21 protein-coding genes are annotated in these 21,072 nt (G+C 70.3%); 11 read left to right on the plus strand and 10 right to left on the minus strand.

All coding sequences use genetic code 11. From position 1 onward, the window contains the following. Positions 1-216 precede the first annotated feature (216 nt). Positions 217-1,200: a 2,3,4,5-tetrahydropyridine-2,6-dicarboxylate N-succinyltransferase gene (gene dapD, locus ACFWX1_RS44140; RefSeq protein WP_378395891.1), complete on the minus strand. Its 984-nt coding sequence runs from the start codon at positions 1,198-1,200 to the stop codon at positions 217-219. A 28-nt stretch (positions 1,201-1,228) separates the two neighbouring features. Then, positions 1,229-1,657 (minus strand): hypothetical protein, encoded by a 429-nt coding sequence (locus tag ACFWX1_RS44145; RefSeq protein WP_378395892.1) that lies wholly within the window; start codon positions 1,655-1,657, stop codon positions 1,229-1,231. Between the two features lie 69 nt (positions 1,658-1,726). Here ACFWX1_RS44145 and dapE point away from each other — a divergent pair, with 69 nt between their 5' ends. Then, complete coding sequence (dapE, locus tag ACFWX1_RS44150; RefSeq protein WP_378395893.1) at positions 1,727-2,800, plus strand: succinyl-diaminopimelate desuccinylase; 1,074 nt, start codon at positions 1,727-1,729, stop codon at positions 2,798-2,800. A gap of 10 nt (positions 2,801-2,810) precedes the next feature. On the opposite strand, the gene ACFWX1_RS44155 is transcribed toward dapE, so the two are convergent. After that, complete coding sequence (locus ACFWX1_RS44155) at positions 2,811-4,406, minus strand: M28 family peptidase (protein ID WP_378395894.1); 1,596 nt, start codon at positions 4,404-4,406, stop codon at positions 2,811-2,813. Between the two features lie 90 nt (positions 4,407-4,496). Beyond that, on the minus strand, positions 4,497-6,761 hold the full coding sequence (locus ACFWX1_RS44160) for a M4 family metallopeptidase (RefSeq protein ID WP_378395895.1): 2,265 nt from the start codon (positions 6,759-6,761) through the stop codon (positions 4,497-4,499). Positions 6,762-7,286: 525 nt separating this feature from the next. On the opposite strand from ACFWX1_RS44160, the gene ACFWX1_RS44165 reads away from it, so the two are divergent. Next, complete coding sequence (locus ACFWX1_RS44165) at positions 7,287-8,075, plus strand: TIGR00730 family Rossman fold protein (RefSeq protein ID WP_378395896.1); 789 nt, start codon at positions 7,287-7,289, stop codon at positions 8,073-8,075. A gap of 8 nt (positions 8,076-8,083) precedes the next feature. Next, positions 8,084-8,653 carry a TIGR00730 family Rossman fold protein gene (locus ACFWX1_RS44170; protein ID WP_378395909.1) on the plus strand — a complete coding sequence of 190 codons (570 nt, stop codon included), beginning with the start codon at positions 8,084-8,086 and terminating at the stop codon, positions 8,651-8,653. A 79-nt stretch (positions 8,654-8,732) separates the two neighbouring features. On the opposite strand, the gene ACFWX1_RS44175 is transcribed toward ACFWX1_RS44170, so the two are convergent. Next, on the minus strand, positions 8,733-9,407 hold the full coding sequence (locus tag ACFWX1_RS44175) for a lysophospholipid acyltransferase family protein (protein WP_378395910.1): 675 nt from the start codon (positions 9,405-9,407) through the stop codon (positions 8,733-8,735). Positions 9,408-9,458: 51 nt separating this feature from the next. Between ACFWX1_RS44175 and ACFWX1_RS44180 the strand changes: the two genes are divergently transcribed. Next, positions 9,459-10,355, plus strand: coding sequence for a glucosyl-3-phosphoglycerate synthase (locus ACFWX1_RS44180; protein WP_378395898.1), 897 nt, complete (start codon positions 9,459-9,461; stop codon positions 10,353-10,355). Here the strand turns inward: ACFWX1_RS44180 and cydC are convergent. Genes cydC through ACFWX1_RS44200 form a run of 4 tightly spaced genes read right to left on the minus strand, consistent with a single transcriptional unit; the run spans position 10,312 to position 15,734 of the window. After that, on the minus strand, positions 10,312-11,979 hold the full coding sequence (gene cydC / locus ACFWX1_RS44185; RefSeq protein WP_378395899.1) for a thiol reductant ABC exporter subunit CydC: 1,668 nt from the start codon (positions 11,977-11,979) through the stop codon (positions 10,312-10,314). The genes ACFWX1_RS44180 and cydC overlap by 44 nt on opposite strands. A gap of 11 nt (positions 11,980-11,990) precedes the next feature. After that, positions 11,991-13,550 carry a thiol reductant ABC exporter subunit CydD gene (gene cydD, locus ACFWX1_RS44190; protein WP_378395900.1) on the minus strand — a complete coding sequence of 520 codons (1,560 nt, stop codon included), beginning with the start codon at positions 13,548-13,550 and terminating at the stop codon, positions 11,991-11,993. Positions 13,551-13,559: 9 nt separating this feature from the next. Continuing rightward, the gene (gene cydB, locus ACFWX1_RS44195; protein ID WP_378395901.1) at positions 13,560-14,555 is read right to left on the minus strand and encodes a cytochrome d ubiquinol oxidase subunit II; all 996 of its coding nucleotides are present in this window, start codon (positions 14,553-14,555) and stop codon (positions 13,560-13,562) included. Between the two features lie 3 nt (positions 14,556-14,558). Continuing rightward, entirely contained in the window at positions 14,559-15,734 is a 1,176-nt protein-coding gene (locus tag ACFWX1_RS44200) for a cytochrome ubiquinol oxidase subunit I (protein WP_378395902.1), read from the minus strand. Between the two features lie 140 nt (positions 15,735-15,874). Between ACFWX1_RS44200 and ACFWX1_RS44205 the strand changes: the two genes are divergently transcribed. The 5 genes from ACFWX1_RS44205 to ACFWX1_RS44225 are packed head-to-tail and all read left to right on the plus strand — an operon-like array spanning position 15,875 to position 18,234. Next, a complete protein-coding gene (locus ACFWX1_RS44205; protein ID WP_378395903.1) occupies positions 15,875-16,204 on the plus strand; it encodes a helix-turn-helix transcriptional regulator in 330 nt (109 codons plus the stop codon). Continuing rightward, positions 16,195-16,890 carry a permease prefix domain 1-containing protein gene (locus tag ACFWX1_RS44210; RefSeq protein WP_378395904.1) on the plus strand — a complete coding sequence of 232 codons (696 nt, stop codon included), beginning with the start codon at positions 16,195-16,197 and terminating at the stop codon, positions 16,888-16,890. Before ACFWX1_RS44205 ends, ACFWX1_RS44210 begins: the two co-directional genes overlap by 10 nt. After that, a complete protein-coding gene (locus tag ACFWX1_RS44215) occupies positions 16,887-17,222 on the plus strand; it encodes a DivIVA domain-containing protein (RefSeq protein WP_378327948.1) in 336 nt (111 codons plus the stop codon). The genes ACFWX1_RS44210 and ACFWX1_RS44215 overlap by 4 nt, the downstream gene beginning before the upstream one ends. Beyond that, a complete protein-coding gene (locus ACFWX1_RS44220) occupies positions 17,219-17,674 on the plus strand; it encodes an SRPBCC family protein (RefSeq protein ID WP_378395905.1) in 456 nt (151 codons plus the stop codon). The genes ACFWX1_RS44215 and ACFWX1_RS44220 overlap by 4 nt, the downstream gene beginning before the upstream one ends. Continuing rightward, complete coding sequence (locus ACFWX1_RS44225; protein WP_378395906.1) at positions 17,671-18,234, plus strand: DNA-3-methyladenine glycosylase I; 564 nt, start codon at positions 17,671-17,673, stop codon at positions 18,232-18,234. The genes ACFWX1_RS44220 and ACFWX1_RS44225 overlap by 4 nt, the downstream gene beginning before the upstream one ends. 74 nt (positions 18,235-18,308) lie before the next feature. Here ACFWX1_RS44225 and ACFWX1_RS44230 read toward each other — a convergent pair whose 3' ends face one another. Beyond that, positions 18,309-19,103, minus strand: a complete 795-nt coding sequence (locus ACFWX1_RS44230; RefSeq protein ID WP_378395907.1) for an enoyl-CoA hydratase-related protein — start codon at positions 19,101-19,103, stop codon at positions 18,309-18,311. Positions 19,104-19,294: 191 nt separating this feature from the next. Here ACFWX1_RS44230 and ACFWX1_RS44235 point away from each other — a divergent pair, with 191 nt between their 5' ends. Both ACFWX1_RS44235 and ACFWX1_RS44240 read left to right on the plus strand, forming a co-directional pair. Next, positions 19,295-19,462, plus strand: coding sequence for a DUF3117 domain-containing protein (locus tag ACFWX1_RS44235; protein WP_005155393.1), 168 nt, complete (start codon positions 19,295-19,297; stop codon positions 19,460-19,462). A gap of 88 nt (positions 19,463-19,550) precedes the next feature. Further along, entirely contained in the window at positions 19,551-21,017 is a 1,467-nt protein-coding gene (locus ACFWX1_RS44240; RefSeq protein WP_378395908.1) for a leucyl aminopeptidase family protein, read from the plus strand. Positions 21,018-21,072 lie beyond the last annotated feature (55 nt).

Raw genomic sequence — 21,072 nt, forward strand, 5'->3', positions numbered from 1 at the left:
GCCTTGAAGGACTCTGGGTCCCTCAAGGAGGCCCCCACGGACCTTCACCAGCTCACACCGGCCAAGCTGTCCACACCCGGGCTCGCATGTGGACAACTCCCGCCCGCCGACCGCTCGGAGCGCGGTTTCTGTCGTACCCCGCCGGTAGCGTTGTTATTGGGGTCGCCCCCCTGGGAGGGCGGGGGGACGCCCCCACGTAGGAAAGCGGGCCGGGGGTCAGTCGTTGGCGTGCAGGGCGGCGTTCAGTTCGATGCCGGCGCCGGTGCGGGCGACGACCTCGACGGCGCCGGTGGCGGAGTTGCGCCGGAAGACCGCGCCGGAGATCCCGGAGAGTTCCCGGGCCTTGACGGTCTTGCCCTCGAAGACGACCTTCGTGCCCGCGGTGACGTAGAGGCCCGCTTCGACCACCGAGTCGTCGCCCAGCGAGATCCCGACACCGCCGTTCGCGCCGATCAGGCAGCGCTCGCCGATCGAGATGACTTCCTTGCCACCGCCCGAAAGCGTGCCCATGATCGACGCGCCGCCGCCGACGTCGCTGCCGTCGCCGACCACGACCCCGGCCGAGATCCGGCCCTCGACCATGGACGCGCCGAGCGTCCCGGCGTTGAAGTTGATGAAGCCTTCGTGCATGACCGTCGTGCCGCTGGCCAGGTGCGCGCCGAGCCGCGCGCGGTCGGCGTCGGCGATGCGGACGCCCGTCGGCAGCACGTAGTCGACCATGCGCGGGAACTTGTCGACGCCGTACACGGTGACCGGGCCCCGCGAGCGCAGCCGCAGCCGGGTCGCCTCGAAGTTCTCCACCGGGCACGGGCCGTGGTTGGTCCACACGACGTTCGCGAGCAGCCCGAACATCCCGTCCAGGTTCTGCCCGTGCGGCCGGACCAGCCGGTGCGAGAGCAGGTGCAGGCGCAGATACAGGTCGTGGGTGTCGGACGGCGCGTCGGACAGCTTGCCGATCGTGACGCGCACCGCGACCACCTCGACGCCGCGGGCGGTGTCCGGCCCGAGCAGCGCTGTCGCGTCCTCGCCGAGCAACTCGGCCGCCTCGGCACCGGACAGCCGCTCGGTGCCCGGCGTACCGGGCGCGGTCAGCTTGGGATGCGGGTACCAGGTGTCCAGCACCGTGCCGTCATCGGCGATCGTGGCCAGCCCGACGCCGACGGCGCCGGTCGTTTCCGGGTTCGTGCTCTGCTCACTCACGCCCAGAACGGTAGCCGAAACCCGCGGGTCAGCCAGTCGTGGCCTGCTGCGCCACCAGATCCTTGAGCTTCGTCACGATCGCGGCGATGTCGGTGAGCGCCGCGGTGCACACCCCGCCCGGGGTGGCCACGGTCGTGCAGCCCGCCGACCGGAACGCGGTGACCTCGCGGGCCAGCGCGTCCGCCTGGGCGATCAGCTGCTGGTCGGTGCCCGCCTGCTGGTGCGCGACCCGGCCGGTGCCGTCGATCTGGGTGACGTATTTCTCACAGCCGCTCGGCACCTGCGTTGCCGGGTTGAGGTAGCACTGGTCGGCGCTGAGCGCGTCGAGCTTGACCGGGAGCGCTTCGATGCCCGCCTGCTGCCCGCCCCGCTTGGGCGTCGGGCCCGCCTCACGGGAACAACCGCCGAGCACGAGCAGCGCGGCGGCCGCCACGACCAAGATCTTTCGCTTGCGCACGCCTCCACGGTAGCCCCCGGCCGGACAGCCCCGACCGCCGCCGCACGCCTGCCCGGTAGCGTGCCTGCCATGACGTCGCTTGACCTGCACCAGGACCCGATCGACCTGACCGCGGCGCTGGTCGACATCTTCAGCGTCTCCGGCGAGGAAGCCGTCATCGCGGACGCGGTCCAGGCCGCGCTGGAAAAGCAGGCGCCGCACTTGGAGGTAGTCCGCAACGGTGACGCTGTACTGGCGCGGACGAACCTCGGGCGCGGTTCGCGGGTCGTGCTCGCCGGGCACCTCGACACCGTGCCGGTCAACGACAACCTGCCTTCGCGCCGGGAAGGCAGTGGGGACGCCGAAATCCTGCACGGGCTGGGCTCGGTCGACATGAAGGGCGGCGACGCCGTCTTCCTGCACCTGGCCGCGACGCTGCCGGAGCCGAAGTACGACGTCACGTTCGTCTTCTACGACAACGAAGAGGTCGAGGCCGTGCGCAACGGGCTCGGCCGCATCGAGCGGGAGCTGCCGGAGTGGCTGGCCGGGGACCTCGCCATCGTCGGCGAGCCGTCCAACGCCGTCATCGAGGCGGGCTGCCAGGGCACCGTGCGCGTCGAACTGCGCTGTGCGGGCGCTCGTGCGCACACCGCGCGGGCGTGGATGGGGGAGAACGCGATCCACAAGCTCGGCGAGCCGCTGCGGAGGCTCGCCGCGTACGAGCCGAGGATCGTCGACATCGACGGCCTGACCTACCGCGAAGGCCTGCAGGCGACCAAGATCACCGGCGGGGTGGCGGGCAACGTCGTCCCCGACGAGGCCGTGCTCACGGTCAACCACCGGTTCGCCCCCGACCGCACGCCCGAACAGGCCGAGAAACACCTGCGCGAGGTGTTCGACGGCTACGAACTGTCCGTTGTGGACCTTTCGCCCGGTGCGCTGCCGGGGCTGGGCGCACCGGCGGCGGCCGAACTGGTCGCCGCCGCCGGTGGCCGGGCCTCCGCGAAGCTGGGCTGGACCGACGTCGCCCGCTTCGCCGCGCTCGGCATGCCCGCGGTCAACTTCGGCCCCGGTGACCCGACGCTGGCGCACACCCGTCAGGAGCATGTGCACACCGCCGAGATCGGCCGGGTCGCCGAGGTACTGCGGAACTTCCTGTCCTGAGGCGGTTACCTCAGACGGTGATCGACCAGCTGGACAGCTTGCCGGTGTCGTAGTAGTAAGCGTCGTAGATCACGAGCGTCCACGTGCCGCTGGCGTTCTCCGAGGTGACCGGGACGGAGAAGTCCTTGGTACCGAACGAACTGCAGCTGCCCGAGCTCTCGGACTTCAGCGGATAGCTGCGGCCGCCGGGGCCGGTGAGGCTGATCCGGAGGTCTTCCGAGCAGGTGTGCGTGGCGGTGATCGACACCTTCACCGGCGTCACGGCCGCGCCGCTCGCGGTCGAGCTGATCGGGCTCGACACGGTGGCGAGGTCGTTGATCGGGTACTCGGTGGTGTTGCTGAACGTCCGGACGCTGGACGTGCCGACGGTCAACGTGTATGGCGCCGTGTGGTCGGCGTCGGGGCCGTCCCCGACCACCGTGACCTGGTAGGTGCCGTTCGGCGTGTTCGCCCCGGCGGCGATGGTCAGCGTCGACGACCCTCCCGATTGGACGGTCGCCGGGCTGAACGTCGCGGTGGCGCCGGCGGGAAGGCCGGTGGCGCTCAACGCGACCTGCTGGGCCGAGCCGGACGTGACCGCGGTGCTCACCGTGACCTGAGTGGACTGTCCGGGTTGGACGGTCCCGGAGGCCGGGTTCAGGCTGAGCGAATAGTCGTTCTTCTGCGTGGCGTTGACGGCGAGCTTCCAGACCGCGTACCCGATGGCGTCGCTGTTCTTCTCCAGCGGCGTGTCCGGGATGTTCGACGTCGTGTCGCACGCGCGGTGGTAGCAGTTGTCGAACGGCTGACCCGCGGTGCCGCCCCACTTCTGTGCCTGCGCGGAGCTCTTGATGTCGCCGGCGCCGGTGGCGAGCCCGCCGACCGGGATGCCCGCGCTCTTGAACGACGCGTGGTCGGACCGGCCGTCACCCTCGCTGTCGCCTTCGGTCTGGATGCCGATCGAGGCGAAGTACTCGTCGAAGACGGCCTTGATCGAGGCGACGTCGTCGTACACGAAGTAGCCCCAGTTCTTCGACCCGATCATGTCGAAGTTCAGGTAGGTCTTGATCTTCGACCGCTCGGCCGCCGGGAGGTTGTTGACGTAGAACCGGGAACCGCGCAGCCCGGACTCCTCGTCGGCCCACCAGGCGAACCGGACGCGTTTGGTCATCTCCGGGTTCGTCCTGGCCAGTGTCAGCGCGGTCTCCAGGATCGACGCGCTGCCGGAGCCGTTGTCGTTGATGCCGGGGCCCGCGGTCACGCTGTCGAGGTGCGCGCCCAGCATGAGCACCTGGTTCGCGTCGCCCTTCGGCCATTCCGCGATCAGGTTCTGCGACTGCCCGGCGCAGCTCGTGCAGGTCTGCCGGGTCGTGGTGAACCCGGCGGCCTTCAGCTTTCCTTCCACATAGGACACCGAGGCGTTGTACCCGCCGCCCGCGGCGCGGTTCCCGCCGTTCTGCTGCGCGATCGTCTGCAGCTGGTTCAGGTGTGCCTTGATGTTGGCGAGCGAAATGTCCGGCGGCGCCAACGCCGCGGCGGCTGTGGCCGCCTGTGCCGGAACCGCGGCGATCCCCAGCGCGAGCGTCAGCCCGGCGAACGCCGCGCCCGCTCTCCGCTTCCAGTTCATACTCTGCTCCTTCGGGGAGGGACGGTCCGTGGGGGCCTCCCCGAGGGACTTGTGGTCCCTCGGCGAGGCCCCCACGGACCAACTACGGAGCTAGACCGTGATGGTCCAGCTGGTGAGCTTGCCGGTGTCGTAGTAGTAGGCGTCGTAGATCACGAGCGTCCACGTGCCGCTGGCGTTCTCCGAGGTGACCGGGACGGAGAAGTCCTTGGTGCCGAACGGGGTGCAGCTGCCCGAGCTCTCGCTCTTCAGGGAGTAGCTGCGGCCGCTCGGGCCGGTCAGGCTGATCCGGAGGTCTTCCGAGCACGTGTGCACCGCGGTGACCGACACCTTCACCGGGGACGCGGCCGCGTCGGTCGCGGTCGAGGTGATCGGGCTCGAAACCGTGGCGTAGTCGTTGATCGGGTATTCGGTGGTGTTGCTGAACGTGCGGACGCTGGACGTGCCGACGGTCAGCGTGTACTGCGCGCTGTGATCGGCGTTCGCCCCCTTGGCGGCGACGGTGATCTGGCTGGTGCCGTTGGGAGTGTTCGCCGCGGTGGTGATCGTCAGCGTCGACGAGCCGCCCGACTGGAGCGAAGCCGGGTTGAACGTCGCGGTGGCGCCCGCCGGAAGGCCGGACGCGCTCAGCGTGATGGCCTGCGCCGAACCCGTGGTGATGGCGGTGTTCACCTTCACGGTCGCCGACTGTCCGGCTTGGACGGTGCCGGACGACGGGCTCAGCGTCAGCGAGTAGTCGTTCTGCCCGGGGTTGCCGGTGCACGACGGCTCACCGGAAACGGCGCCGACGCTGACGGCGTTCCACGCGGCCTTGACCGTGTCGTACTCGGCGCAGCTACCGGGGTACAGCGCGACCGCGGCTTCCAGCGTCGCCTTGCGGGCGGCCTTGTGGTTCCACGACGAGGTCTTCTTCAGCAGGCCGTTGTAGAAGATCTTGGCCGCCTTCTGGATGCCGATTCCGGTGACCGAGCTGCTGTTGCACGTCGGGCTGGACGGCTTGCCACCACCGGGGTTGCTGCCCTCGGCGAGCAGGTAGAACCAGTGGTTCTGCGGCCCGGCCGCGGCGTGCACCTCGGTGTTCGGGATCGAGGAGGAGTAGCAGTTCGGGTCGCCGACCTTCGACGGGTCGTACATGTAGCGGATCGGGCCCTGCCCGACCAGGTTCACGCCCTCGCCGACCTCGTAGTCCGGGGTGTCCTTGGCGTTGTTGGCGTAGTGCTCGGTGATCGCGCCGAAGATGTCACCGGTGGACTCGTTGAGCCCGCCGTTCTCGTTGCCCGACCCCGCGCCGCCGGGGGTGAACTGGAAGATGCCGTGGCCGAACTCGTGGCCGACGACGTCCATCGAGGTGGCCTGGCGCCGGTTGTCCTGCGAGTGCCCGAAGTGGGTCGACGAACCGTTCCAGTACGCGTTGACCTGGTTGAGGCCGACCGACGCCGGGAAACCGCGCCCGTTGCCGTCGATGCCGTTGCGGCCCAGCCAATCGCGCAGCATGTTCCATTCCTGCTGCACGGAGTACAGCGTGTCGACGCACCCGGTCTCCAGGTCCGTGCCCGAGCCGTTGCCCCAGTTGTCGCTCGACTTGGTGAAGACGGAACCACCCTCGCGGCCGCAGCTGATCCCGTTGCGGTTGGGGTCGCGCATGGAGTAGCTGCCGCCGGAGCCCGTCGTGTCGATGGTGACGTTGCCGACGTAGTAGCTGTTCCCCGCGCCCAGCTGCGTCGCGGGCTGCTGCGGCGCGGCCGTGCGCGGTGTGACAGGGGCGTCGGCCTTGACGTCGTCGCGCTGGTCCAGCACGGCGCCGGTCGCGGCGTCCACGAACACGTGCAGGTTGCTCGGCGCCGTCGCGGTCTTACCGGCGACCACCACTTCGTAGGCGAGCTTCGGCGCGTTTCCGGCCAGTACCACGAGACTGGGGGCGCCGACACTGTCCACAGTGGGCAGTTGAGCGCGGGCGATCGACGCGGCTTTCGCGGAGTCGAGCGACGCCTTCGTGCCGACGGTGATCGGCGCGCTCTCCGCGGCGCTGGTGCCGCGGACCCGGCCGCTGCCGTCGGCGACCACGACCGCGTCCCCGCCGACGACCCGCAGGCCGCGGTAGGTCCGCTCGTAGGCGCTGTAGAACAGGCCGGACGCACCGGAAGTCACGCCGACCCGCTGGAACGCCTCGTCGGCGCCCTTGCGCAGCTGGTCGACGCCGCTCGCGGCGGCACGGTCGGCCGCGCTCACCGCGGCGGCTTCCGGGCTCGACGGCTGCGCGGCGGGAGCCGCGGTGGCCGGGAGCACCGGGAGCGCGAACGTCAGGGCGAGACCGGCCGCGGCCGCCAACCCTGTTCTGAGCCCTCGCTGAACTGTCATGGACAACCCTTTCTCCTTCATGGAGATCTCGCCCGGGCGGCCTGGAACGCAGGGATCATCGGCCGGGCAACGGATTCACGGGGGTGGATGGAGAGGTGCCCGAGTGCGCTACCGGTAACGTGCTCGGACACCCCGAGTAAAGAATTCGTCACCTGCAGCGTCAATGCGCCGGATGGGCTAGCGACCTGCGGGAACGTGAACCATCAACGTATGCAAACCCTTGAATTCCAAGGGTTTTGCCGTTCTCCGAGGTCAAACCCGACTTTCGTAGGGTTTTCCGGCAAACAAGCCGATCGTCTCGACCATCGGCGCGGTGAACCGGACATATTGACGCCGTCCCGGGTGGACGGTAACTTGCGCGCTCCCGAGCGGGACGCTTTCCCGGCCCGTCGTGTCCATTGTGGACGCACGAGGGTGTCCTGCGGATTAATCGCGTTCAGCACCCGGTCACGAGCGGGCCACCGGGCTCCGCCGCCGTGGCGACGCTCGCGTTCTCACTGGACGTGACGCCGTAGTCTTGACGGGGTGAGCGAACAGTCTGAATTCCCGGACGGCCAGTACCCCGAGCGGCCGCCCGAACGGCACAAGGGCCCGGTGGTCCTGCGCCGCGAACGCCGTGACCAGCCCGGCGGCACCACCGACCAGCGATTGCTCGACGCGCGCGGGCCGAGCGACTGGGTGCACACCGACCCCTGGCGGGTGCTGCGCATCCAGGCCGAGTTCGTCGAGGGCTTCGGCGCGCTCGCCGAGGTCCCGCGCGCGGTCACGGTGTTCGGCTCGGCACGCACGAAACGCGACCACCCCGAGTACGAGCTGGGCCGCAAGATCGGCGGGGCGCTGGCCGACGCCGGGTTCGCGGTGATCACCGGCGGCGGGCCGGGCGCGATGGAGGCCGTCAACCGCGGCGCCGCCGAGGCGGGCGGGTTCTCGGTCGGGCTGGGCATCGAGCTGCCGTTCGAGCAGGGCCTGAACCCGTGGGTCGATCTGGGCGTCAATTTCCGCTACTTCTTCGCCCGCAAGACGATGTTCATCAAGTATTCGCAGGCCTTCATCTGCCTGCCCGGCGGGTTCGGCACGCTCGACGAGCTGTTCGAGGCGCTGACGCTGGTGCAGACGAAGAAGGTCACCAAGTTCCCGGTGGTGCTCTTCGGCAGCGACTACTGGGGCGGGCTGTACGACTGGATCGCCAAGACCGTGCTCGGCGAGGGCAAGATCGGCGAGAAGGACCTCGAACTGCTGCACGTCACCGACGACATCGACGACGCCGTGCGGGTCGTGCAGGAGTCGTACCAGGCTTGGGAGGACACCCACTGATGGCCGGGATGCGTCGGGTGTGCGTGTTCTGCGGTTCCGCGATGGGCGGCTCGCCGGTGTACGCCGAGGCCGCCGCCGCGCTCGGGAAACTGCTCGCCCAGCGGGGCATCGGGCTGGTCTACGGCGGCGCGAGCGTCGGCACGATGGGTGTCGTCGCGGACGCGGCGATGGCCGCGGGCGGCGAGGTGATCGGCGTGATCCCGCAGGCGCTGCGCAAGGTCGAGATCACCCACGAGGGGCTCACCGAGCTGCACGTCGTCGCGGACATGCACGAGCGCAAGGCGAAGATGGCCGAGCTGTCCGACGGCTTCCTCGCGCTGCCCGGCGGTGCCGGCACGCTGGAGGAGCTGTTCGAGGTCTGGACGTGGGCGCAGCTGGGCCTGCACGGGAAGCCGATCGGGCTGGTCGACGTCGCGGGCTACTACGCGCCGCTCATCGGCTTCGCCGACCACATGGTCACCGAGGGCTTCCTGCGGGAGGGCTTCCGGGACCTGCTCGCCATCGACCCCGATCCGGCCGTGCTCCTCGACCGCTTCGCCGCCTACGAGCCGCCGCCGAAACCCAAGTGGGCCGAGTGAGCTGAAGGGGACGTTCGTCTCATAACACGAGCTGAAGGGGACTTTCGTCGCATGCGATGCGAGGAAAGTCCCCTTCAGCTCACGCGGCGTCCTGGTCGGGGCGTTTGTGGTACTTGTCGACGTACTCCTGGCCCGACAGCTCGAGAATCGTGTACATGATCTCGTCGGTCACCGAGCGCCGGATCGCCGACGACGAGTCCTGGCCCTCGTAGCGGGAGAAGTCCAGCGGTTCGCCGAAGGTGACGCTGATCTTCGCCAGTCGCGGAATGCGCTTCCCCTTCGGCTGGAGGTTCTCGGTGCCGCTGAGCGCGACCGGGACGACCTTCGCGCCGGTGGCCAGCGCCAGCGCGGCGACGCCGGTGTGCCCGCGGTGCAGCTTGCCGTCGAGCGAGCGGGTGCCTTCGGGGTAGATGGCGAACACGCCGTCGGCGTCGAGCACCTTGCGGGCGGCGCCGAGCGCGGCGAGCCCGGCCTGCGCGTTGCCGCGTTCGACCGGGACGTAGCCGAGGCCGCCGAGGAACCCGGCCATCAGCCTGCCCTTGAGGCCCTTGCCGGTGAAGTACTCCGCCTTGCCGAGGAACCTGACCTGCCGCGGCGAGGCGAACGTGATCACCCCGGTGTCGAGCGCGGCCCGGTGGTTGGCGGCCAGGATCACCGGCCCCGTCGCCGGGATGTTGCCCGCCCCGCGGATCTCGGGGCGGTAGATCGCGCGGACCAGCGGGCCCAGCACGAAACGGACGAGCAGCGGCAGCAAGGTTCCCTCCACAGGACTGGTGATGCCTCCAGCATGGCACGATAGTTACTCGTGAGTTGGTTCGAGCGTCGTACCTGGCAGAACCCGGCCTGGACGCCTGAGGACATCCTGGCCGCGAAGCGTGACCGGACGGTTTCGGTCGTGCTACCAGCGCTGGACGAGGAACAGACCGTCGGCGCCGTCGTCGAGTCCGTCCGCCCGCTGCTCGGGACGATCGTGGACGAGCTGGTAGTCGTCGATTCGGGCTCGTCGGACGCCACCGCCGACGTCGCCGCCGCGGCGGGCGCGCGGGTCGTGCACCGCGAGGACGTACTGCCCGAGCTGCCGCCGCGGCCGGGCAAGGGCGAGGTGCTGTGGCGGTCACTGGCCGCGACGAACGGGGACTTCGTCGTGTTCCTCGACTCGGACCTGGTCGACCCGGACCCCGGATTCGTGCCGGCGCTGCTCGGCCCGTTGCTCGTCGAATCCGGCGTCCACCTGGTGAAGGGCTTCTACCGGCGGCCGCTGCGGCTGGAGAGCACCGGCGGCGGCCGGGTCACCGAGTTGCTGGCGCGGCCGGTGCTCTCGGCGCTGCGCCCGGCGTTGTCCGGCCTGGTCCAGCCGCTCGGCGGCGAGTACGCGGGATCGCGGGAGTTCCTCGAGTCGGTGCCGTTCGCAGCGGGGTACGGCGTCGAGATCGGGCTCCTGCTCGACGCCGAGGCGCGGTACGGAATGGACGGGCTCGCCCAGGTCAACCTCGGCGTCCGCAAGCACCGGAACCGGTCGCTGCTGCAACTCGGCGTCATGGCGCGGCAGATCCTCGGGACCGCCCTCGACCGCTGCGGAATCCCGCCCGGCGAGGCGGATTTCACCCAGTTCGTACAGGTCGCCGGCGAATGGCTCCCGGACGTCACCGAGGTCGCCCTCACCGACCGCCCACCGATGCGGGACGTCCTGAGCCGCCGCTGACCTCGTGCTGGTCCGTGAAGGCCTCCTTACCGGCGCTCAGTGCTGTGAAGGAGGCCTTCACGGACCGCCGCACCACCTGGCCGGAGTCGAGGTGCAGGACCTCGTCGAAGCCCGCGACGTGTTCGGGGCGGTGGGTGACCAGCACGACGGTGCCCGGAGCGGTGGCCAGCACGCGTGAGAGGACTTCGTCGCCGTGCGCGGTGTCGAGGCCTTCGACGGGTTCGTCCAGTACGAACACCGGCGGCGCCGCCAGCACGGCGCGCGCCAGCACCAGCCGCTGACGCTGCCCGCCCGACAACGCGTCGCCGTCGGCGCCTGCCGAGCGGTCCAGGTCGAGGTCGAACCCGGCGACGGCGCACGCCGCGCGGAGTTCGTCGTCCGAGGCCCCGGGCCTGGCCAGGAGCAGGTTTTCGCGCACGGTCGCGTGGAACACGTGCGCGTCGGCCAGCGCCCCCGAGACGACCGACGGCAGCCGCACCGGGTCGTACTCGGCCAGCTCGTGGCCGTCCAGGGTGACCTGCCCCGAGGTCGGCTCGACGGCGCCGAGCAGCAGCCGCAGCAGCGTCGTCTTCCCCGACCCGCTCGGCCCTAGGATGCCGACCCGCTTGCCGGGCGGCAGGTCGAGGTCGATCCCGGCGACCGCTGGCGCCCGGCCCGGATACCGCACTCCGGCGCCGGAAAGCCGGAAATGCCCAGCCCCCGGCGACCTCGTGCCCGGCCGCGGCGCCGGTTCCGTGAGCACCGCCTGCACCCGAGCCGAGGACGCCCGCACCTCCGGCCAGCGCCGTGCGGCGTCGATCAACGGCAGGACCACCTCGAACGTCGCCAGCGTGCCCAAGGTCAGCGCGGCGGTGAGTGGCAGCGAAACCCCGTCGCACAGCACGAAAACCGCTGACGTCGTCAGCAGCTGGACGAGGACACCGAACGCGGTCAGCAAGCCGAGCCGCACCGAGGTGCTCCGGTCCCGACCGGCGAGTGCGCCGATCACGCCGTGTGCGGTGTCCACTGTGGATCGATAGGCCCCGCTCGCGATCAGCTCGCGACGTCCGGTGACCATCTCGACGGCGCGTTCGGCCAGTTCCGCCCGTGCCGGTGCGGTCGACTCCGCGGCGCGGGCGGTGACCCGGATCGTCAGCCACGGCACCAGGATCCCGGCTACAGCGAGCCCGAAAGCGAGCGCGAGTGCCGCACCGATGCTCGCGGTCGCGACCACCACCGTAGTGGTCAGGCCGGCGAACGCCGCGACCGACGCGGGTAGCACGCACCGCAGCAGGCCGTCCTGTAGAGCGTCCACATCGGACACCAGCCGCGTCACCATGTCCCCGCCGGAGAACCGTGCGCTCCGATGCGGCAGCAGTGCCCGGTAAACGCGGGCCCGTACGTCCGCCAGGTAACGCAGGACGACGTCGTGCCCGGTCAGGCGTTCGGCGTAGCGCAGTCCGCCGCGCGCCAGCGCCAGCACGCGGACGGTGACGATCGCGACGGTCAGCGCCTCCAGCGGTGGCCGTTCGGCGGCGCGCAGGAGCAGCCACGCGGCGGTCGCCATCAGTCCCAGTCCCGCGAGTTCGGCACCGGCCGCGACGAGCCCGGCGCGGGCGAGCCGCAGTTTGTCCTTTGCGGACATCGTCAGGACGTTCACGTCAGCTCCCGTTCGCGTAGCCCGCCCGCGTGGACCTCGATCACCCGCGTCGCGAGTTCCGTCATGGCGGGCCGGTGGGCGACCAGCACGACGGTCCGGCCGCCGAGCATCCGACGGGTCGCGCTCAGCACCGCGGCCTCGGTCCGGTGGTCGAGCCGGGCGGTGGGCTCGTCCAGCAGCAGCAATCCGGTGTCGGTCCGCGCGAGCGCGCGGGCGAGCCCGATGCGTTGCCGCTGCCCGGACGACAGCCCTTCGCCCAGCTCGCCGATTCGCGTCCGGTAGCCCTCGGGTAATCCCGCGACGACCTGGTCCAGCGCCGCCGCCTTGGCCGCCGTGGCGACGTCGGTCTCCCGGCCGAGCGTGATGTTCTCCTCGACGCTGCCCCGGAACAACGTCGGCCGCTGCGGAACCCACGCGACGTCGGCCAGCCAGTCCGCCTGGTCCAGTTCACGCAGATCGACGCCGTCGATCAGGACTCGTCCGCTCGTCGGGGTGACGAACCCGAGCAGCACGGCCAGCAGGGTGCTCTTCCCCGAACCGCTCGGCCCGATCAGCGCGACGTGTTCCCCGGGCCGCACTGAAAGATCCACTTCGGACAGAGCGCGATGTTCTCCATAGTGGACAGTGACACGCTCGAGGACGATCTCCGGCGCCCCGCGCCGCCGCATCCGGGTGCCCGTTCTCGGCGAGCGGATCGGCACGGCGAGCACGTCGCGCAGCGCGGCCAGCCCTTCGGCGGCGGCGTGGAACTTCGTCCCGGCCGCCCGCAGCGGCAGATACGCCTCCGGCGCGAGGACCAGCACCAGCATGGCCGTATGCGCGGTCACCCCGCCTTCCAGCAGCCGGAACCCGATCGGCACCGCCACCAGCGCGACCGACAGCGTCGCGACGAGTTCGAGCACGAGTGCGGACAGGAACGCCACCCGCAGCGTCCGCAGGGTCGCGTCGGTGTGCGCGGCGGCCATCTCCCGGACGGTCCGCTCCTGCGCGCCCGCCCTCCCGAACACCTTCAGCGTCCCGAGTCCGCGGACGACGTCGAGGAAATGCCCGCCCAGCCGGGAAAGCAGGCCCCATTGCCGCTCGGTGCGGGACTTCGTGTGCAGGCCGATCAGCGCGGCGAACACCGGGACGAGCGGCACGGTCACGGCCACGATCAGCGCCGAGGCGAGGTCGGTGGCGAACAGCCGGACGAGCACCGCGACCGGTACGAGCGCCGACGTCACCAATGCCGGAAGGTATCCGGTCAGATACGAGTCGGTGACGTCGACACCCTTGGTGATCCGCGTCGCGACCACTCCCGCGCGCTCGGCGTCCGAGCCGAGGAGGCGGCGGCGCAGCCCGGCCTTGACCGACGCGGTGAACCGGCCGGTGAACACGCCCTGCCCGCCGACGAGCAGTACCCGCGCGGCGATCGCGACGACGAGCGGGACACCGATGCCGCCACCGGTGAGCAGCGTGGCCAGGCCCTCGGCTTGGACGAGGACGACCACGGCGCTCAGCGAACCGAGGCAGGTTAAGGAGATCAGATACCGGCGCAGGCCGGGCAGCGGTGGCATCGTCGTCTCCTAGAAGTGCAGCAGTGAGCGGTCGTCGACGGGGTCGCGATGGGCTCGCCAGGTCAGCCACTGCACGACGAGCAGCACGACGACCGCGGCCGGTCCGGCGTAGTTGAGCACCGTGAATGTCTCCGATGCCGTGGCCGAGGCCTCGATGGTGAGCGCGTATCCAGTGTCCACAGAGGACACCAGAGCATCCGGGAGCCGTAGCGTGCCGACCGCGACCGCGGGGGAGGCGGACAGTGTCATCGTGCCCAGCAACGCCAGGCGATGCCGCCTGAATCGCAGTGCCACGGCCGTGATCGCGAACGCCACGAGTGCGATCAGCGGCGCGACGAACGCGAAGCGCGAGATGTGGCCGGTCGCGAAGGCGCCCCAGGCGATCGCGACGACGAGGAACGCCAGCACGGGCGCGAGGAACGCCGTCGCGAGCCGCCGTGCGCGTCCGGTCAGCTCGGCCGGGCCACGCACGGTCAGGAACACCGCGCCCTGCAAGCAGAACAGCGCGACGAAGCCGAGGCCCCACACCAGCGCGTACGGGTGGAACAGGGCGAGCAGATCACCGGCCGGCCTGCCCTCGGCGTCCAGCGGCAGCCCGCGCACGAGGTTGCCGAGGAACAGGCCCCAGGACACCACGGTCAGCGTCGCGCCGGCGACGATCCCGAACGTCCACGTCCCGCGCCGCGCGTCCGGGCGACGCGAGCGGAGCTGGACCGACGCGGTGAACGTGACCAGTCCCAAGAGGAGCGTCACGACGAGGACGTACGCGCCGGAGAACAGCCGTTCCTCCAGATGCGGGAAGGCGCCGAACAGGACGCCGACGGCCGCGATCAGCCACACCTCGTTGGCCAGGAAGAACGGTCCGAGCGCGCCGAGCACCCGGCGGCGTCGCGGCTCGTCGCCGCCGAACGCGGGCAGCAGTATGCCGACGCCGTAGTCGTAGCCGGCCAGCGCGAAGTAGCCGCAGGTCAGCAGGCCGAACAGGCACCACCAGAAGGTCACCACGACTCACACTCCACTGAGGACGGTCGGCAGCGAGGCCGCCGGGGTTTCTTCTTCACGCTCTGGACCGCGGCGCGCGACGCGGGACATCAGTACCCAGTCGGCGATCGCGAGTACGGCGAACAGGAGCGTGAAAGCGATGAAGGAGAACAGGATCTGGCCTGCGGGGATCCCGGCGACGGCGTCCGCGGTGCGGAGTTTCCCGTACACCAGCCACGGCTGGCGGCCGATCTCCCGGACCAGCCAGCCGAGGATCGCGGCGATGAACGGCAGCATGATGCCGTGCGTCATCAGGCGCAACACGATCCGCGACTTCGCGAACCAGTCGCGGTACAGCAGGACGAGGCCGAGGCTCGAGCAGAGGAACGCGATGAACCCGAGATCGATCATGAAGCCGAGCGGCACGTCCACCGCCGCGTTGCTACTGGTCAGCTTGTCCGGCTGGTAGCTCTTCAGCCCGGGGAACTGGCCGAATCCGGCGCCGATGGTGAGCAGGCTGCCAAGGAACGAGGCCACCATGCCGATCCGCATCGACCGGCGGAAGAACTCGATTTCGGTGGTGCGCTTGCGGAAGTGATAGGCGCTGACGCCGACGACGAAGAAGCCGCCGGTCAGCAAAGCCGCCGAGAGCACGTGTGGCAGCGACGCGGTGAGTGCCGGGTTCGCCAGCAACGCACCGAAGTCCGTTAGGCGCAGCACGCCGTTCTCCGTCCGGGTTCCGACCGGGTTCTGCAGGAACGAGTTGGCCACCATGATGAACAACGCCGAGGCGTACGCGGTCAGTGTGACCAGCCAGATCAGCGTCAGGTGCAGCCACTTCGGCAGGCGTCCCCAGCCGAAGATCCAGAGCCCGAGGAACGTCGATTCGGCGAAGAACGCGACCAGCGTTTCGATCGCGAGCGGGGCGCCGAAGACGTCTCCCGCGATCCGGGACAACCCGGTCCAGGTCAGTCCGAACTGGAATTCCATCACGATCCCGGTCGCGATGCCGAGCGCGTAGTTGATCACGTAGAGCTTTCCCCAGAAGCGGGTCATGCGCAGCAGTCCGGGCTTCCCGCTGATGCTCGCCCAGGTCTGCATCAGTGCGACCAGGGTCACCAGGCCCAAGGTGAGCAGCACGAACAGGAAGTGGAAGGAGGTCGTCGTCGCGAACTGGAGTCTCGCGATCGGAAGTGCGTCCATGCCGCCGGACTATATACGTAGCTCGGCTACATGTAGCGGGCAAATGCATGTTTCAGGGTCGAGATGGGGGATTTTCCCTGGTGTGCCCGGTGAGTCCGGCGAATACGCTCTCCGGGTCGGTATGAGTAGACTGCCTAGGTATGAAGGCGGATAGCTTGCGAGGTCACCTCGACGCGCTGTTGCTGGCCGTGCTCGACGGCCGGAGGCTGCACGGGTACGCGATCATCGAAGCCCTGCAGCTGCGCAGCGAGGGCGCGCTCGATCTGCCCACCGGCACCGTGTATCCGGCGCTGCGGCGGCTGGAGCGGGCCGGCTATCTGGCCAGCGAGTGGGACGTCGTGTCCGGCCGCAAGCGCCGCACCTACCGCCTCACCCGCTCCGGGCAGCAGGCATTGGCCGCCGAACGTGCCGAATGGCACGAGTTCACGACGGTCATCGGGGGAGTGCTGGGAGGCGGCGCATGGGCGTGACGGAGGTTGTCCCGCGGGACATCGAGGGGTACCTCACGGAGCTGGACCGGACGCTGTCCGGGCCCGCCTCAGCGAAGGCGGATCTGCTGGCGGAGGCGCGTGACGGGCTGCACGACGCCGCCGAGGCCTACCGCGACGGTGGCTGGGAGGCCACCGAGGCCGAACATCGCGCCGTCGCCGAGTTCGGCCCTGTCCGCGTCGTCGCCCGCGAGTACCAGGCCGAGCTCGGGATGCAGCGGGGCATCCGCACGCTGTGGCAGCTCATCATCGGCGTCCCGCTCATGCAGCTGGCCTGGGACATGGCCCGCATCCTGACGTTCGGGGACTGGACGAAGCTGGATACGCCGACCCCGTCCTGGTACGGCTTCGTCGCCCACTTCACGCACGGCGCGGTGTTCGTCGTGCCGGTGCTCGGGCTCGGGGTGCTGGCCGGGATGCGGTGGCATTCCCGGAAGATGGACGGCAGCAGGCTGGTGCGGATGTCGGCGCGGCTGATCGTCGTGGCCGTCGAGTTCAACATGCTCTCCGTCGCGTTGCTGATCGCCGCGACCGGCATCGTGGACGCCAGCAGGCTGTTCCTGTCCGTGCCGTGCGGGTTGCTGATGCTGGCCTGGGTGGTGCTGAGCGTGCGTCTTGTCGTGCTCGCGCGACGTTCCTGGGGCGGGTGTGCCACGATCGTGGCGTGACGACCGCGCTGATCTACCTCGTAGTCATGCTGCTGGTGGCTGCCGTGGTGTTCCTGCTCGCCGCCGTCGTGTTCGGACGGGGTGAGGAGCTGGCGCCGCTGCCGCCGGGCAGCTCGCCGACCCGGCTGCCCGCCGAGGACATCACCGGCGCCGACGTCGGGGACGTGCGCTTCCAGCTCGTGCTGCGTGGCTACAAGATGTCCGAAGTGGACTGGGTGATGCGCAGACTCGGCACGGAACTGGACGAACTGCGGGCGCGGGTGGCACAGCTCGAGGCCGCGCGGGAGGAGTCGGCGCCGGCGGTGTCTTCCCCGCACGAGGGCGCCCAGTGACCGACCTGGTGCTGTCGGTCGACGTCGGCGCGTCCGCGGGCACCACCTGGCTCGCGCTGACCGACTGGGCCCGCCAGGGCGAATGGATGCTGGGCACGAGCGTCAAGGTCGTCGAGGGCAACGGCCGCAGTGTCGGGACGAAGCTGGCGGCGTTCACCGGGATCGCCGGGATCGGCTTCACCGACACCATGGAGATCACCGGCTGGGAGCCGCCGGTACGGTGTTCGGTGCGGCATCTGGGTTCGCTGGTGCAGGGCACCGGTGTGTTCCAGGTGGTCGCGAAGGGCGCGAACCGCTCGACGTTCGTCTGGGCCGAGCACCTGCGGCTGCCGTTCGGGCTGGTGGGCAGGCTCGGCTGGCCGGTGGTGCGCCCGGCTTTCGCGCTGGGGGTGCAGCAGTCGCTGCGCCGGTTCGCGCGGTTCGCGGAGGATTATTCGGTGGGGGATCGATGAGTTCGCTGGTGGGTACTGACGGCGTCGCGCGGTGTTCGTGGGGGAATTCGGCGCCGGACTACGCCGAATACCACGACACCGAGTGGGGCGTGCCGTTGCGCGGGCAGGACGCGCTGTACGAGCGGCTGTGCCTCGAATCGTTCCAGTCGGGGCTTTCGTGGATCACGATCCTGCGCAAGCGGGAGGCGTTCCGGAAGGCGTTCAAGCGGTTCAAGCCGTCGGCGGTGGCTCGCTTCACCGACGACGACGTCGAGCGGCTGATGCAGGACGCGTCGATCGTGCGGAACCGGGCGAAGATCCAGGCCGCGATCACGAACGCGCGGGCGATCGCCGCGCTCGACGAGCCGCTGGACGATCTGCTGTGGTCCTTCGCGCCGGCGAAACACCGGCGTCCGCGCACGATGGCGGACGTTCCGGCGATCACCGAGGAGTCGAAGGCGATGGCGAAGGAGCTGAAGAAGCGCGGCTTCGCGTTCCTCGGCCCGACGACCTGCTATGCGCTGATGCAGGCCACCGGCATGGTCGACGACCACGTCAAGGGCTGCTTCCGCGCGAGCTGAAGGGGACTTTCCTCTCGTAGGACGCACTGAAGGGGACTTTCCTCGCATCGCATGCGACGAAAGTCCCCTTCAGCTCACTTGCCCTGGAAGTTGGGGCGGCGCTTGGCGACGAAGGCCTCGACGGCTTCGGTGTGGTCGGCGGTGGAGCCGAGCGCGGACTGCGCGGCGTCCTCGGCGGCCAGTGCTTCGTCGAGAGTGGACTCCGCGGCGACGGTGAGCACGTTCTTGATCTTCGCGTAGGCCACGGTCGGCCCGGCGGCCAGCTTCGCGGCGACGGCCTGGGCGCGCGCGGCCAGTTCGTCGTCCGGGACGACCTCGCCGACCAGGCCGAGGCTCAGCGCCTCGGCGGCGTCGACGGTGCGGGCGAGGAGCATCAGCTCGGCGGCGCGGCCGTAGCCGATGAGCCGCTGCAGCGTCCACGACGCGCCCGAGTCCGGGCCGAGGCCGACGTTGGCGAAGGCCATCAGGAACGACGACGAGGCGGCGGCGATCCGGAGGTCCGCGGCGTAGGCGAACGCGGCGCCCGCGCCCGCTGCGGTGCCGTTGACCGCGGCGATGACGGGCTTCGGCATGTCGACGATCGCGCGGACGATCGGGTTGTAGTGGTCCTTCACGGTCCGTAACGGGGCGGGGTCGCCCGCTTGGAGCAACCCGACGTGCTCCTTCAGGTCCTGCCCGGCGCAGAACGCTTTGCCCGAGCCGGTGAGCACGACGGCGCGGACGGCGGGGTCCGCCGCAGCCTCGCGCAGGGCGGCGAGCAGCGTCTCCTTGAGCTCGACGGTCAGCGAGTTGTACGCCTGCGGCCGGTTCAGGGTCAGGGTCCGCACGCCGTCGGCGTCGGCGGTCAGCAGAACCTCGGATGTGGTCACGGAAACTCCTTCGGCGAAAGCGGTCAGGGGGAGTCTTTCAGTCCCGTGGGCGGCATACCAGCACCGATGCTCCCCGCAAAAGATCGGTCCGCGTTCGCGCCCGCCCGCTGATGAGGGACAATGGACAACAGACCCGGCTGGCTTTCACGAGCGCGACCCGGGCGCGCCGGTTGAGACGGAGGGAGCACGCTATGGCGGCCATGAAGCCCCGGACCGGAGATGGTCCCCTCGAAGTGACTAAGGAGGGGCGGGGCCTCGTGATGCGCGTACCGCTCGAGGGTGGTGGGCGCCTCGTCGTCGAACTCTCCGCGGAGGAAGCGAAGGACCTCGGCGCCGCATTGCAGGAGGTCACTGGCTAGTTCGCTCCGAAATCCCGTCCGTCCGACGTACCCCGGTCTCCCACGGAGGCCGGGGTCGTGGTTCCTCTGCACCCGGAGGTCGCTCACTGTGCGTAACCCGCTACCCCCTGTTCCGACGAAGCTGCCCGAGATCGAGGTCTCGGATGGCCTCCGGCGCGGCACCCCGGCGGTGCTGCTGATCACGGCGCCGGGGGAGGAGGATCAGGCGCCGGAGTTCGGCGGCCTGCGGGTGACCGGCAAGGCGGGCGAGGTGCGGGAAGTGCCCGGTTCCGGCCCGCGCTGGGTCGCCGGCGTCGGCGACGGCGAGCCGAAGCAGTACCGCAAGGCGGGCGCCGCGCTGGTACGTGCCGCCGACGCCGCGCTGGCCGCGGACATCGAGAGCGGCGAGAAAGCGTTTCGCGCGGTGCAGGTCGAGCTGCCCGAGGAGGCGTCGGGCGAGCACGTCGAAGCGCTCGCGATGGGTCTGCTGCTCGGTGGCTACCGGTTCTCCGTGACGGCCGAGGACCCGAAACCGTCGGTGCGGTCCTTCCGCATCCTCACCCGGCACGAGCGGGCCGTTCCGGCATACACGGAACTGGTGGAGCGGGTACGCGACCTCGCCGCCGCGTCGGCGCTCGCGCGGGACCTGGCGAACACGCCGTCGAACGTGAAGAACCCGGCTTGGCTGGCCGATACCGCGGCCAGGGTCGCCGGCGCGGAGCAAGGGCTTTCGGTCGTGGTCCGCGACGAGAAGTGGCTGGCGGAACAGGGCTTCGGCGGGGTGCTCGCGGTCGGCGGCGGTTCGGCGAGCCCGCCGCGGCTGATCGAGCTGGAGTACCGGCCGCGTGGCGCGTCGGCGCATCTGCTGCTGGTCGGGAAGGGCATCACGTTCGACACCGGCGGGCTGTCGATCAAGCCGGCGGACGGGATGCACCTGATGCGTACCGACATGGCCGGGGGCGGCGCGGTCATCGCCGCCGCGCGGGCGATCGCGGCGCGGCGTCTCCCGGTCCGGGTCACCGCGCTGGTGCCTTCCGCGGAGAACCACGTCTCGGGCTCGTCGTACCGGCCGGGCGACATCGTCCGGCACTACGGCGGGAAGACGACCGAGGTCGGCAACACCGACGCCGAGGGGCGGATGGTGCTGGCCGACGCGTTGGCGTACGGGATCAAGCGCTTCAAACCGGACGCCGTCGTCGACGTCGCGACGCTGACCGGCGCGATGAAGGTGTCGCTCGGCCTGCGGACGGGCGGGCTGTTCTCGTCGTCCGACGAGCTGGCCACGCGGGTCGTCTCGGCCGGTGCACGGGTCGGCGAGGCGTGGTGGCGGATGCCGCTGACCGAGGACTACGCCGAGCTGATCCGCGGCGAACTGGGCGACGTACGCCAGGCACCGGGCGGTCCCGGTGGGATCACCGCGGCGCTGTTCCTGCGCGAGTTCACCGGCGGCCTGCCGTGGGCGCACCTGGACATCGCGGGCCCCGCGCGGGCGGACAAGACCTACGACGACGTCGTCCCCGGCGCCACCGGCTTCGCCGCCCGCACCCTGGTCGAACTCGCCGCCTCCTACACCTGACCCGCGCGTCCGTGAAGGCCTCCTTACCGGCGTTGAGCGCCGTGAAGGAGGCTGT

Origin of the sequence: Amycolatopsis sp. NPDC059021, from assembly GCF_042739895.1 — a bacterium.
Lineage (GTDB): Bacteria > Actinomycetota > Actinomycetes > Mycobacteriales > Pseudonocardiaceae > Amycolatopsis.